The following is a 13,227-nucleotide window of genomic DNA, read 5'->3' as shown; positions in this document are numbered from 1 at the left end:
GAAGAGACCCTGCCAAGCGAATCTCGCACAAAAGAAGCCCCGCCGGCCAGCACGCCGACGGGGCTTCTACAAATCAATGAAACAGAAGTTACTTGATGGTGTTCACGAGCTTCTGGACGCCAGACTTACGCTGGGCAGCCTGGTTCTTGTGGATGATACCCTTGGAAGCGGCCTTGTCGAGCAAACGACCAGCCTTGTTGGCCTCAGCCTGAGCGAGCTCGGCGTCCTTAGCCTCAACGGCAGCGCGAACGCGCTTGACAGCCGTCTTGAGCTCAGAGCGGACGGCCTTGTTGCGCATACGAGCCTTCTCGGCGGTGATGATGCGCTTCTTCTGCGACTTGATGTTAGCCACGTGCAGATCCTTTCAATTTCTTCTATGTGAGGCCCCTGTTGGCAAGTGGAGTGGGGTTCCACAAGCCGGACACGGCAAGGTCAACCCCACCACTATAGCAAAACTACAAGGACTTGTGGCCGAAACAAGAGGAATCACAAGTTTCTGACGAGAATTAGTGGCCAGAAAGCCGCCGCGATGCCAGCCGGAGGCAATGCCGAGCCTTCCCGCATCAGCGAAGCACGAGCCCCGGCGTCAACGAAGCACGAGCCCCGGCGTCGTCATCGCAAGCAGGAGGCGCTCGAAGGCGGCGTCAGAGTCCGCGCTGCCCTTGAGCGCTCGCTCGCACGACGCCGCCTCAGAGAGGAGAGCCTCCAACTCGCCGGGAGCAAATCGAGACGCCCAGCGAGAGTGGTTCTTCACCTGCCAAGGAGCACGCCCGAGCTCGCCCGAAAGCGACGAGCCGGCGCCACGCGACGCGAGGGATTTCGCGCATATGAGCTCGCGAATGCGCCCAACGAGAACGGAGTGGAGAAACACAAGGGATGGGTTATCCATAAGGCGATACATGCGCAGGGCGCGAGCAGCGTCGCGCTCGCAGGCCGCGTCGGCGAACGCCCAGGGGCTAACCTCGGCAGTCTGCGCGACATTCGCCTCGACGTCAGCGAGCGTGATACGACCGCTGGCACGGAGAAGCTCAGCTAGCGTCGCAACCTGGTTATCGAGGGCGACGGTCGCCTCGCCGACGCGATTGACGAGCTCCTCCGCAGCAGCGTTGTCCATGGACATACCATGACCGGCGGCGAGCTTGACGACATAGGGAGGAAGCTCCCACCGCTTGAGCGGGGAACAGTCGATAACCGACTTCGCGCCCACCTTGGCGACCGCCTTGTACAGGCGCGTGTTCTTGGCGAGCTTCTCGGCGTCGAGGCAGAGGACGCAGGAAGGATTGGGGTTAGCGAGGTAGCTAACGACCGCTTCCGAGACGGCCTTAACGAGTTTATCCGCCTCGTGGACGATGACGAGGCGGAAGTCCGCACAGAAGGGCATCGTCTCGAGCGAAGACACGAGGACCATCGGGTCTTCGATCTGCGAGCCCTGGAGCTCGTCAAGGTTGAAATCCGCCATGTCAGACGGCACGCGAGAGCGTAGTCTCCGCACGGCGGTGTCACGCTTGAGCTCGTCAGCGCCAACGACGAGGTATGCGGCAAGCAACGCTGCCCCTTCAGCCATCTCTCCCCCAAACCGTTTTGTTTTCCGTGTCTGATTGTAGCCGCTTGATGCGATTCGCCCACCCCAACGCAACGCGAGATGTCGCCACGTAGCGCGCGGCCACCCGCCAATGTCACCTCTGACACACAACGCGAGGAGGCGCGTCATCGGGCGAGGGCTCGACTCGAACGTCCCCGTGCTCAATCGTGCAGAGAAACGTAGCGCCCGCAGACTCGAGGGTCTCTATGCACTCAGGTGTTGGATGCCCATAGGAATTGCCCTCCCCCGCACTTGCCACCGCGAACTCGGGACTCAAGAACAGGGCCTGATCGAGCGAGATTGAGACTCGAGACCCATGATGCCCAACCTTTAGGACATCGATATCGCCAACGTTGTTCTGATACTCCCCCAGCTGCTCTTGCTCGGCGTCACCCGTGAGCAGCATCTCTAACGAGCGACCGCCGCCATTATAAGAGAGGACGAAGCAAAGGGAGTCCTCGTTCTCCGATCCGTCTGTCGGGCCATGGGGCCAAACGCACCTCAACGAATAGGAGCCGAGGCACAGGACATCCCCATCCGATATCTCGCCGGGAGCAACCCCTGTAAGGTCTCGCACCGAGCCTTCGAGGTCATCCGGCAGGTTTCCGGAAGCTCCCTCGCCCACATATACCGCATCGGCCCCTATGAGGCCGACGAGGTCGTCGACGCCTCCGTAATGATCGTCATGAAGGTGCGTGATGACCACGGCATCAAGGTGATACACGTGGTTCCTCGCGAGGGCCGAGGAAAGGCTCCCCTCGAGGCCGCAATCGACGAGGATCGCGTGGGGACCTTGGCGAATGAGGATGGCATCCCCCTGGCCAACATCGAGAATCGTGACGCTAGGGCCCACAAGCACGCAGGTAAGCAATATATAGGTGCCGACAACGACCGTCGCAGCCGATATCGTTCCCAAGAGGGCATGCCGGGAAGGTTTAGGCCATGCAACCAGCATGACAGCCATGACAACCAGGGGCGCATACTCGGCCCACGCCGGCAAGCAAACAGGAATACAAGCGAGGGGCAGTTTTCCCAAGCCTCGAACGAACCAAATGACAATCTCGCAGAGCGTCGCATTCAGACTCAATACCAAGCTTCCGAGAAACGGTAGCCATGAAATCGCAACTCCCGCAAGGCCAAGCGACACAAGCGGGGTGAACAAAGGCCCGATCAACACGTTTGCGAGGGTCGAGACGAGTGATAGGCGTCCGAACGTCATCGCGCAAGTCCCCGCAGTCGCCAGCTGACAGACGAGAGAGGCGGCAATCGCGGAGCGCAGCGAGCGAAGTAACGCTCTCCCCCGCCTTCTGAGTCGATAGGGAATCCTGATTCCGCCCTTACGTAGGACCGGCACCAAGGAAAAGCGAGCGAGAAGGGCATCCGCATAAGAGCCGAACAAGGCAAGTGCGATAACGGACGAGACCGACAGCCTGAACCCAAGGTCACAAGAGCAATAGGGGTCCAAAGTGCACATCGCGAGGCATGCGACGGCGACGCCAGATGGGGAATGAGACCTCCTGCCTAGCAGCCTCCCACACCGAGACGCAAGCAACATCACCCAGGCGCGCACGGCACTTGACGGGCAAGCACAGAAAACGACGTAGGCAGCACTCGACGCAAGCACGGAGAAAACCCGAGCACGAAGGCCCACGCCCGCAAGGCCCAGCAGGGTCTCAACACCACTGGCCATTACCGCGAGGTGAGCACCGGACACCGCGATGAGATGAGATAACCCAACGGACGCGAACGCGTCATCAAGGCCTCGCTCCTTGAGGTCCGCTCTCGAACCCGCCACCAGGCCAGCCATGAGGGCACGGCCATCGCCAGAAGACGGGTCAATGGCACGAAGGGCCCATGAGCGAAGGGACGCAAGAACCCCTTCTACTCCGGTCGCCGGCACCACCTTCGTGACTCGAATCATCTTTACCTTGCCGCATAGCCCCTGGGACCTACTTGTCCGACCCCAATCATCATCGCCATTTGCCGAGAAGCGCCCAACGCCAGTCACTGTAGAGCCAAACTCGACCTTATCGGGAAGCGTGAGCCAGACTTTGGCGCGACCGCCATCTCCCATCACGGCCTCGGCACGGCACAGCCATCCGTTCTGGCCGCTCGTGCGATCAGACTGAACGACAAATTCGCACGCACTTACACTCGTGCCCTCAAGCGCAGAAGCAGCATCATCCACGCGAGCAAGCGCCCAGGCGCCCTCGAGTCCGCCAGCGACAACCGCGACCGAAAGCGCCAATGCTCCCGCAGCCAAGGACCATGATGCCCCAGCAAGCCGAATGGCCACCAAGGCGAGAAGGGAGACAATCGACGTGAATAGGAGCAAAAGCCTCATCACCGAGACGTCTTGCAAGGCCAGCGCCTGCGAGCCCGCAAACGCAAGGGCGGCGACGAGGACGAGAGGCACATAGGGGCGTTCCGGATAGGGCGGAAGGCCATTCTCCTCAACTGGGCAAGTCGACACTGGCCCAGCATCCTCGCGCGCACGAGAGGCATCGTCCTCAAGGCTAGGCCCACTCTTGTCACGGCCCCACGTAAGCGCCCGATCGCGCGATGAGGTCTCCAAAAGCCGCCTAAACACGGATTTGATCCTTGAGCTTGGAGAACTTCCCCTCGCCTATGCCGCTAACGCGCATAAGGTCCTCGGGGCTCGCGAAGGGACCGTTGCGTTCGCGGTCCTCTACGATTGCCGCCGCTGTGGAGGGACCGATGCCGGGAAGCGAGTCAAGCTCTTCCGCCGTCGCCGTATTGATGTTTATCACTCCGGACGAAGAGGCGCCGCCATCGGACCCCGAGGCAGGTCCCGAAGAAGCCTGCCCCGACGCTATCGCCTCCCCCTGCCTCGGCACATGAATCTTTTCCCCATCGGAAAGCACGGCCGCAAGGTTGAGCGCAGAGGTATCCGCATCCCCAGCGAGGCCACCAGCGGCTATGACGGCGTCATTCACGCGCGGAAGCGACCCCGTTAGCTCATAGACCCCCGGGGCCACAACTGCCCCGTCGATGTGGACGAAGATGGAAGCAGCGACTGACTCGGGTGTCGAAGCGGCAGAGGAAGTCTCCGTAGTTGTCGCAGCAGCAGTGGATGGCGCGTTCTCGCGCTCGATCACGACACCACCGCGGGAGCCTCCGAGAGCGGCGACGACAAAGAGAGCAAGAGAGGCCACCGCGACGAAACCCGCCGCCAACGCGAGCTTCATCTTCCCCCGGGGGCCATAAGGCCGCCTGGTTTTCTTTCGAATGAGTTGAGCCATGTAATCGCCTCCCACTCAATCGTGGAGGTAACTAGGCCCAAAGAGCGCCGCGAGGGCAAGAAAGTCCCGCACGCTCAAACCCAAATCAAACGCAGGCCTAACAGGATTTTGCAAATACATGCCAAACCGCGTCAAACAAACAAGAAAGCACGAGGTAAAAGAAGCGCCGGCACTCATGGTGTCGGCGCTTCAAATGAGCAAAAACTTTTTTGTCCCCATATGAGAAGAGGCTACTCGTTCACAGGCTCTTCGCTCTTTGCGGCTGAACCCTCGGTCTCGCCAGGCCACTCGGCGGGAGCGAGCTCACGGTGCCTCGCCCTCAGCTCACGCGGGGGACGATACGAAGCACAGGTGTTGAAGTCCACGTACTCGATGTTCTTCATCAGATACTCGACCATCGCCTCGTGGTCAAAGGTCTCCCACGCCTCGCGAACCATGCGGAGGTTCGCATGAGTCTCAGGACGACGCGGCATGAAGAGCGTGCAGCAATCGGGAGCGGTCTGCGCGCTGATGTCATACGTGCCGATCTTCTGGGCTCGATCGATGATCTCGATCTTGTCCGTGCCAATCAGCGGGCGGAAGACCGGAATCGTGGCGACGTCATTCGTGGCAGTGATGTTCTCGAGGGTCTGAGAGGCGACCTGGCCAAGAGACTCGCCCGTGACCAGAGCCTTCGCACCCTCAAGCTCGGCCACGCGCTGCGCGACCTCGAACATGAGGCGACGATACATGATGACGCGGAGCGCCTGCGGCGCCTTGAGCGATATCTCGCGCTGGCACTCGCCAAAGGGCACCACGTAGAGGCGGCCGATGATACCAGCAGGCTCAAGCGCGCGGACGATATCCTGCGTGAGCCACTCGGACTCATCGCTCGTCATCGGACGGCCGGAGAAGTGCACGGGCACGCAGATCGCGCCGCGACGGCCAACCATCCACGTGGCAACGGGAGAGTCGAAGCCGCTCGAGAGCAGCGTAACGACCTTGCCCGCGGTGCCTACAGGAAGACCACCCGCGCCGCGCTGTGAGGCGGCGTCCGCATACACGTAAACGTCAGACTGAACGACGTGGACGTTCACCGTGACATCAGGCTGGTGCATCTGAACGCGGAGGTCCGGAAAGGCCTCGCACAGGGCGGCTCCAACCTGGCGGTTGAGGTCGATGCTGTGGATTGGATAATCGGTGTTAGAGCGGCGACCGTGGACCTTGAAAGACTCGCAGCCCTTGCAGGCACGAAGGCTCTCGATAGCCGCGGCGTTGTACTCCTCAGGGTCACGGGCGCAGCGCCACGCGACGGATACGCGAGCGACACCAGGCACGGCGGCGACCATGCCGGGGATATCCTCGGGCATGCCACCATCTTCGAAGCTCACGCGAACGTACCCCGCAAGGCGCTCGACATGAGCCGAACGCCCCTTAAGGGCACGCTTGAGGTTGGTGATGAGCTGGCGCTCAAAGATAGAGCGGTTCTTACCCTTGAGGCCAATCTCGTGATAATGAACGAGGCAGACGCGATCAGCCACGGCGCTACTCGGCAATCGTGACGTTCGTGTCCTTGATGGCCTTGTCGAAGTCGTCCTGGACGTAACCGAGCTTACCGTCAGCAAGCTCATTCATGGCAATGGAGGTGGTGTCCTCACCGGAGACCATGGTGGTGATGTCGTCGACGTCCTGGATGGCAACGACGCGAAGGTGCTGGCCGCGAAGCATGTTGTTGATGTCGCAAGCGCGCTTCGACGCGACGGAGCAAAGCAGGAACGGGTTGTGCTCGGTCTTCTCGAGCAGGGTGTCGATTTCAGGCTTGATCACAGACATTGCTGAACTTCCTCAATTCATCTCGTGCGATTCGAGCACTTGGAGCAACTCCGAAGTGGCTCTCTCAAGGTCATCGTTGACGATTCGCTCGTCATAGCGCGGGGCGAGCTCAAGCTCGCCGGCCGCATCCGCAAGACGCAGGCGAAGGGACTCTTCACTCTCCGTCTCGCGACCGCGGAGACGCTGTTCGAGGACCTCCATGGAAGGAGGCTCGATGAAGACGAGGACGGCATCGGGAAAGACCTTGCGAACGTTGAGTGCGCCTTGAACGTCGATCTCGAGGATGACGGACTTACCGGCGCTCAGGTTACGGTCAACCTCGGAGGCAAGCGTGCCATAACGGTTCCCGTGGACGTTAGCCCACTCGAGGAACTCCCCGGCCTCGACACGACGGTCGAAGTCATCGTTGGTGAGGAAGTGGTAGGAAACCCCGTCGACCTCACCTGGACGTGGCTGTCTCGTTGTGGCCGAGACCGTCAGGCCCAGGTCCGGGCGCTGTTCCCTCACAAGAGAAACCAGCGTGCCCTTCCCTACGCCTGACGGTCCGGAAACTACGAACAGCTTAGGTGTGCGCGACACTACTTGGAGAGAATCTCGAGGAGGGCCTCACGCTGACGGGCACCAAGGCCCTGAACGCGACGGTTGTCAGCGACAGCGATCTCGTCCATGATCTTGGCGGCCTTGGCCTTGCCGTAGCCCGGAAGGGACTCAATGAGAGCGCGGACGGGCATGCGCTTGGCGGCCTCGTCCTCGGAGTTCAGGACAGACTCGAGGGTGACCTCGCCGTTCTTGATCTTCTCACGGAGCTCGGCGCGAGCGTGGCGGGCCTCGGCGGCCTTCTTAAGGTTCTGAGCGCGCTGCTCGTCGGAAAGCGTAGGGAGAGCCATATTTCCTCCAAATGTAAGTACTTCTCAACACAAGTTCCGAAGGGGCTTCGGGTGCCCCGCAAATCGGCTGTATGACACTATGGCAATGTAGCAGCCACTTTGCAAGAACTTTCACGCATTTACCCGCGTTTTATACCTCACTGCCCCACAAAAAGGCACCTTGGATACAAATACGCCGATTAGTGTCAGGACTCAGCGGGTTTTAGCGTGCCTCAATCTCCGCGACGATCGACTCGAAGGCGGCGACCGGATCCTCTGCCTGGGTAATCGGCCTGCCGACGACAATGTGGCTCGCGCCGGCATTGACGGCAGCGGCAGGGGTCGCGACGCGGCTCTGGTCACCCAGAGCGGCTCCAGCCGGGCGAACGCCCGGGGTCACGATAAGTGCGTCCGGGCCAAGAAGCTCGCGCATCTCGCGCGCCTCCATGGGCGAGCACACGATGCCGTCGAGGCCAGAGTCAACGGCGAGCTTCGCGAGGGCCGCAGCCTGCTCGGGAATCGGGCGCGTCACGCCAACCTTAGCCAGCTCCTCGGCGTCCATGCTGGTAAGCACAGTGATGGCGATCACATAGGGCTTGTGGCCAAACTCGACAAGGGACTGCTCGGCGGCCTCGTGACAGGCAACGAGCATCTTCTCGGAACCAGAGCCGTGAACCGTAACCAGATCCGCGCCAGAGTGGGCAGCGCTCATCACGGCGCCGCGAACCTGATGCGGGATGTCATGGAACTTGGAGTCGACAAAGATCTTGAAACCGCGGTCGCGGAGCTCCTTGACGAGCGGTAGGCCGCCGTCATAGATGAGCGTAATGCCAACCTTGAGCCAGGTGGCATGGCCCTCGAGCTTGTCAGCGAGGGCACGAGCCTCCTCAGGCCCGCAATCGAGCGCAACCATCACGCGGTCGCGAGCGGAGAGATCGTCAAAGCGGCCCATGAGGCCTCCTTCCGGGCGAGTCGCCCATCGAAAAAGGGGCGACCATAGAGGTCGCCCCAGAGAATCAAAGACCGACTAGCCCTCGAAGGCGCCAATAAGCTCGGAGATGCTGGAAACGCCCTGCGACTCAGCCCACTCGGTGAGCTCGCCGAGGATGCGAGGAGCCGCCATCGGATCGACGAGGTTAGCCATGCCGACGGACACGCTCGTGGCGCCAGCGAGGATGAACTCGGCGGCATCGGCACCGGTCATGACGCCACCAACGCCCACGATGGGGAGGCTCACGGCATTGTGAACCTCCCACACCATGCGAACCGCGATGGGGTGAAGGGCGGGGCCGCTCATGCCGCCAGTGGGGCGGCTGAGCTTGCTCCTGCGCGTGTTGACGTCAATGGCCATGCCGGGGATGGAGTTGATGACCGTAAGGGCATCCGCACCCTCGGCCTCGAGTGCCTTCGCGACATCGACGACGCGAGCGGGAGCCATCTTGACAAGAAGGGGCTTCTTCGTATGCGGACGAACGGCACGGATAACCCCTGCGGCACCCTCGGGCGTGGAGCCCATAGCGCAGCCACCTGCGGCGATGTTGGGGCAAGAGATGTTAATCTCGAGGCCGGCGGCAAACGGGGCGAGCTCCTCGAAGAGCTCGACGGCGGCGACGTACTCGTCAACGGAGTGGCCCGCAACCTGGCAGATGACCGCAGTGCCCTTGTCGGAAAGCTCCTGGAGGTACTCGCCGGAACCCTCGATGAGACCGCGGACGCCGGGGTTCTGGAGACCCACGGAGTTCATCATGCCGCTCGTGACCTCGGTCATGCGCGGGGCGGGGTTACCGGGCCAGGCCTCGGCGGCACAGCCCTTGGTGGTGATCGCACCGAGCTGGCTCACGTCATAGAAACTCTCGAACTGCCAGCCGTAGCCATAGGTGCCGCTCGCGGTGTTGATCGGGTTCTTGAGCTTGATGCCAGCGAGATCGACGGACATATCGACGTTGCTCACCATGCCACCACCTTCGAGTCGAAGACGGGACCTGCCATGCAGGCGCCCACCATGCCGTAGACGGTCTCGACGTTGCACGTGTTGCAAGCGCCAAAGCCGCAGGTCATCATGCGCTCGACGGAGACCTCGCACTTGACGCCAGCAGCCTCGGCGATAGCCGCAACGGCGCGCATCATGGGCTCGGGTCCGCAAGTGAAGACGAGGTCATACGCACCCGTGGCGAGCATAGGCTCGACCTCGGCCGTCACGAACCCCTTCGTACCAGCCGTGCCATCGTCAGTCGTGAGACGGACCTCACCGCACAGCGGCTCGAGCTCGTCGGTCCCACAGATCTTGGCGGCAGTGAGGGCGCCCACGACGGCGTCAACCTCGGCACCATTGTCAGCGGCGAAGCGAGCAGCGGCGATGACGGGCGTGATGCCGATGCCGCCCGCGGCGACGAGGACCCTCTTCGTGCCCTTGTCCATCTTCCAGCCGTGGCCGCCGGGGCCAAGCACCGTAGAGGTAGAGCCAGCACCCATGGCGGAAAGCCTGCGCGTGCCATCACCCACGACCGCATAGTACGTGGTCACAGTGCCGGCCTCGGCATCAGCGGAGGAATACGAGAGAGGGATGCGGATGAGCTGGCGGGTATCGCCGGGGACCTCGAAGCTCATGAACTGACCGGGCTCGAGGGCTGCTGCCAGACGCGGGGCCTCGATCGTGAGGCGATAGACGCCCTCGGCCACAGGCTCGTTCGAGACGACGGTGAAGTCGTGGATGCGAGCCGGCGACGGAGTGGGATAGGCCATGTCTCTCCTTTCGGGCAATGGGCCGCACGAGACGGCCGAATGATACGCGACGGCGCCCCGAGAGAAGCCTCCCGGGGCGCACGAGATGAAACTAGGCGAGCTTGCAGTTCTTCAGGACGTGCTTGCCGGCAACGACGGTGTCCGTCGCGCGACCGGTGAGCTTGGCGCCCATGAAGGCGGAGTTGTGCTGCTTGCCGCAGAACAGCTCCGGCGTGACCTCGAGCTTGATGGTCGGGTCGATAAGGGTGAGGTCCGCGGGGGAACCGGCCTCGACCTTAACGGCCTCGAGGCGGGCGACCTTGCGCGGGTTCACGCACATGACCTCGACGAGGCGCTGCCAGCTCATCTTACCGGTGGAGACAAGGTTGGTGAGCATGAGCGGGAGGCTCGTCTCAAGGCCGACGACGCCGAAGGGAGCGATCTCGAACTCGCACTCCTTCTCGTGGAGGGCGTGCGGCGCGTGGTCCGTGACGACGCAGTCGAGCGTACCGTCGCAGATGCCCTCGCGGAGAGCCGCGGTGTCGGCAGGGGTGCGCAGCGGCGGGTTCATCTTGAGGTTGGTGTTGTAGGTCTCGTCGAGAAGCTCCTCGTCGAGGAAGAGGTGGTGCGGGCAGACCTCAGCCGTGACAGGCAGCCCCTCGGCCTTGGCGGCACGGACGAGCTCGGCGCCACGAGCGGTGGAGATGTGGCAGATGTGGAGAGCGCAGCCCGTGAGACGGCAGAGCTCGATGTCGCGAGCGATCTCGATCTCCTCGCCGGCGGCAGGCCAGCCAGCGATGCCGAGACGGGTGCTCACGCGGCCCTCGTTGACCATGCCGTGCTCGGTCAGGGACCTGACCTCGCAGTGGCAGGCGACGGCACGGTCGAACTGACGGACGTAGTCCATCACGGTGCGGAGCATGCCGGCGCTCTGGACGCCGTGGCCGTCATCGGAGAACATGCAGGCGCCCTCGGCGACCATATCGCCAATCTCGGCCAGGGCCTCGCCGTTTTCGCCACGGGTGCAGGCACCGATGGGGCGGACGTGCACGAGGCCGGCGGCATCGCCCTTGGCGATCTGGTAGCGCACGCCCTCGCCCGTGTCGACGACCGGGTCAGTGTTGGGCATCGTGGCCACATCCGTGAAGCCACCGGCAGCGGCGGCAGCGGAGCCCGTCTCGATGGTCTCCTTGTACTCGAAGCCGGGGTCGCGGAAGTGAACGTGGATATCGGTCAGGCCCGGGACGAGGTACTTGCCCGTGCCATCGATGACCTCGGCGCCCTCGGGGGCCTTGATGTTCGCGCCCACGCGGGCGATGCGAGCGCCCTCGACGAGGACGTCGGTAACGGTGTCGAGGCCGACCTGCGGATCGACGACGTGAGCACCCTTAATCAGCAGCATTCTCTTCTCCTCCAAGCAGCAGGTACATCTCGGCCATACGGGTGTAGAGGCCCGCGGCGACCTGTCGGGTCACGAACGAGTTCTGGGCGTCGGCGGGGATCGAGTCGATCTCCATGCCGCGGTTCATCGGGCCCGGGTGCATGACGAGGGCGTTCTCCTTCATGCGGGCGTGGCGCTCGGCATTGAGGCCCCAGAGACGGTTGTACTCGCGCTTCGAGGGGATCGTGGCGCCCTCCATGCGCTCGAGCTGAACGCGGAGCATATACACGACGTCGGCGTCCTCGATGACGGAGTCGAAGTCATAGGTCTCCTCGGCACCGAAGACCTCGGGGTCGGGAAGCTGGAACGTCGGGGGACCAACGAGCGTGACCTTGGCGCCCATGGTGCGCAGGGCGGGAGCGAGGGAACCGACGACACGGCTGTGGAGCAGGTCGCCGACGATGGCGACCTTAAGCCCCTCGAGCTTGCCAAAGTGCTCGCGCATCGTGTAGAGGTCGAGCAGGGCCTGGGAGGGGTGGGCGTGCTTGCCGTCGCCGGCGTTGATGACGCGGGCGTCGGTGTAGTGCGTGATGAGCTCGGCGGTGCCGGCGTTGCGCGCGCGGCAGACGAACATGTCGACGCCGTAGGAGTTGAGCGTCTTGATGGTGTCCTCAAGGCACTCGCCCTTGGAGACGGAGGAGCTGGAGCCCTGGACGTTCAGGGAGTCCGCGGAGAGGCGCTTCTCGGCGATTTCGAACGAGGAGCGCGTACGGGTGGAGGCCTCAAGGAAGAGGTTCACGATCGTGCGACCGCGCAGAGCGGGCACCTTCTTGATCGTGCGGTGGTTAATCTCCTCCATGGAACGGGCCGTATCGAGGATCTGCGTCATGTCATCGGCAGTGAGGTCCGTCGTGTTGATGAGGTTGCGAACGGAAAGCACTATGCACCGACCTCCTTATTTGCGATTGCGGCCTTCTCGGCCTCGATGTCCCAAATCTCGACCGCATCGCGGCCGTCAAGCGACTCAACGAAGACGCGGACGTCCTCCTCGTGGGAGCTCGGGACGTTCTTGCCGACGTAATCCGCGCGAATGGGAAGCTCGCGGTGGCCGCGGTCGACCATGACGGCGAGCTGAATGGTCCTGGGCCTGCCAAGGTCCATGAGGGCATCGAGCGCGGAGCGCACGGTACGTCCCGAGAAGAGAACGTCGTCGACGAGGATGATGTCCCTGTGGTCGACGTCAAAGTTGATCTGAGTCTCGTGAATGACGGGTGCGAGGCGACGGGTCACGTCATCTCGATAGAAGCTGATGTCGAGCTTGCCCACCGGCGGGCGGATACCCTCGATGGACTCGATCTCAGACGCGAGGAGATCTGCGATGTTGGCACCGCGGCGGACGATACCCACGATCGCGAGGTTCTCCGCCCCCTCATTGTTCTCGATGACCTCATGCGCGATGCGGGTAAGGGCTCTGCCCATCGCCGCAGCGTCCATGATGGTCGCCTTGGGTCCCAGTCCCTGCTGTTCCATGTGGCTCCCTTCACAAAAAAAGACGCCTATGCCTGTTGCGGCACGGGACGTCATCCAAGGGTCTCGCATGAG

General features: G+C 62.6%; 14 protein-coding genes and 1 pseudogene. All 15 read right to left on the bottom strand.

The genetic code is table 11. From position 1 onward, the window contains the following. Positions 1-88: 88 nt before the first annotated feature. The 15 genes and pseudogenes from rpsT to pyrR all read right to left on the bottom strand — a co-directional run bounded on the left by rpsT (position 89) and on the right by pyrR (position 13,155). Complete coding sequence (rpsT, locus tag ACTQ1Z_RS02885; RefSeq protein ID WP_293814128.1) at positions 89-352, bottom strand: 30S ribosomal protein S20; 264 nt, start codon at positions 350-352, stop codon at positions 89-91. A gap of 234 nt (positions 353-586) precedes the next feature. Then, the gene (gene holA, locus ACTQ1Z_RS02880) at positions 587-1,564 is read right to left on the bottom strand and encodes a DNA polymerase III subunit delta (RefSeq protein WP_441858567.1); all 978 of its coding nucleotides are present in this window, start codon (positions 1,562-1,564) and stop codon (positions 587-589) included. Positions 1,565-1,676: 112 nt separating this feature from the next. Further along, positions 1,677-2,498: a ComEC/Rec2 family competence protein gene (locus ACTQ1Z_RS02875; protein ID WP_441858788.1), complete on the bottom strand. Its 822-nt coding sequence runs from the start codon at positions 2,496-2,498 to the stop codon at positions 1,677-1,679. A gap of 33 nt (positions 2,499-2,531) precedes the next feature. After that, positions 2,532-3,389: pseudogene (locus ACTQ1Z_RS02870) on the bottom strand (ComEC/Rec2 family competence protein); the annotation flags it as partial. 775 nt (positions 3,390-4,164) lie between these two features. Further along, positions 4,165-4,791 (bottom strand): helix-hairpin-helix domain-containing protein, encoded by a 627-nt coding sequence (locus tag ACTQ1Z_RS02865; protein ID WP_441858565.1) that lies wholly within the window; start codon positions 4,789-4,791, stop codon positions 4,165-4,167. A gap of 284 nt (positions 4,792-5,075) precedes the next feature. Continuing rightward, positions 5,076-6,365, bottom strand: coding sequence for a tRNA uracil 4-sulfurtransferase ThiI (thiI, locus tag ACTQ1Z_RS02860; protein ID WP_320680296.1), 1,290 nt, complete (start codon positions 6,363-6,365; stop codon positions 5,076-5,078). A 4-nt stretch (positions 6,366-6,369) separates the two neighbouring features. Beyond that, positions 6,370-6,657, bottom strand: a complete 288-nt coding sequence (locus ACTQ1Z_RS02855) for a DNA-directed RNA polymerase subunit omega (RefSeq protein ID WP_441858563.1) — start codon at positions 6,655-6,657, stop codon at positions 6,370-6,372. 12 nt (positions 6,658-6,669) lie between these two features. Further along, on the bottom strand, positions 6,670-7,236 hold the full coding sequence (gene gmk, locus ACTQ1Z_RS02850) for a guanylate kinase (RefSeq protein ID WP_320680295.1): 567 nt from the start codon (positions 7,234-7,236) through the stop codon (positions 6,670-6,672). Further along, positions 7,236-7,544: an integration host factor, actinobacterial type gene (gene mihF, locus ACTQ1Z_RS02845; protein ID WP_293814121.1), complete on the bottom strand. Its 309-nt coding sequence runs from the start codon at positions 7,542-7,544 to the stop codon at positions 7,236-7,238. Before mihF ends, gmk begins: the two co-directional genes overlap by 1 nt. Positions 7,545-7,746: 202 nt before the next feature. Further along, on the bottom strand, positions 7,747-8,475 hold the full coding sequence (gene pyrF / locus ACTQ1Z_RS02840; RefSeq protein ID WP_320680293.1) for an orotidine-5'-phosphate decarboxylase: 729 nt from the start codon (positions 8,473-8,475) through the stop codon (positions 7,747-7,749). Between the two features lie 75 nt (positions 8,476-8,550). After that, on the bottom strand, positions 8,551-9,477 hold the full coding sequence (locus ACTQ1Z_RS02835; RefSeq protein WP_320680292.1) for a dihydroorotate dehydrogenase: 927 nt from the start codon (positions 9,475-9,477) through the stop codon (positions 8,551-8,553). Further along, positions 9,471-10,265: a dihydroorotate dehydrogenase electron transfer subunit gene (locus ACTQ1Z_RS02830; RefSeq protein ID WP_441858560.1), complete on the bottom strand. Its 795-nt coding sequence runs from the start codon at positions 10,263-10,265 to the stop codon at positions 9,471-9,473. Before ACTQ1Z_RS02830 ends, ACTQ1Z_RS02835 begins: the two co-directional genes overlap by 7 nt. 91 nt (positions 10,266-10,356) lie before the next feature. Beyond that, positions 10,357-11,646, bottom strand: coding sequence for a dihydroorotase (locus tag ACTQ1Z_RS02825; protein ID WP_441858558.1), 1,290 nt, complete (start codon positions 11,644-11,646; stop codon positions 10,357-10,359). Continuing rightward, on the bottom strand, positions 11,633-12,565 hold the full coding sequence (locus tag ACTQ1Z_RS02820; protein ID WP_441858556.1) for an aspartate carbamoyltransferase catalytic subunit: 933 nt from the start codon (positions 12,563-12,565) through the stop codon (positions 11,633-11,635). Before ACTQ1Z_RS02820 ends, ACTQ1Z_RS02825 begins: the two co-directional genes overlap by 14 nt. Next, positions 12,565-13,155: a bifunctional pyr operon transcriptional regulator/uracil phosphoribosyltransferase PyrR gene (pyrR, locus tag ACTQ1Z_RS02815; RefSeq protein ID WP_441858554.1), complete on the bottom strand. Its 591-nt coding sequence runs from the start codon at positions 13,153-13,155 to the stop codon at positions 12,565-12,567. The genes ACTQ1Z_RS02820 and pyrR overlap by 1 nt, the downstream gene beginning before the upstream one ends. Positions 13,156-13,227 lie beyond the last annotated feature (72 nt).

The sequence above is a fragment of the Parolsenella sp. LCP21S3_E11 genome (genome assembly GCF_052118165.1).
Lineage (GTDB): Bacteria > Actinomycetota > Coriobacteriia > Coriobacteriales > Atopobiaceae > Parolsenella.
This window is presented reverse-complemented; position numbering and strand designations above follow the sequence as displayed.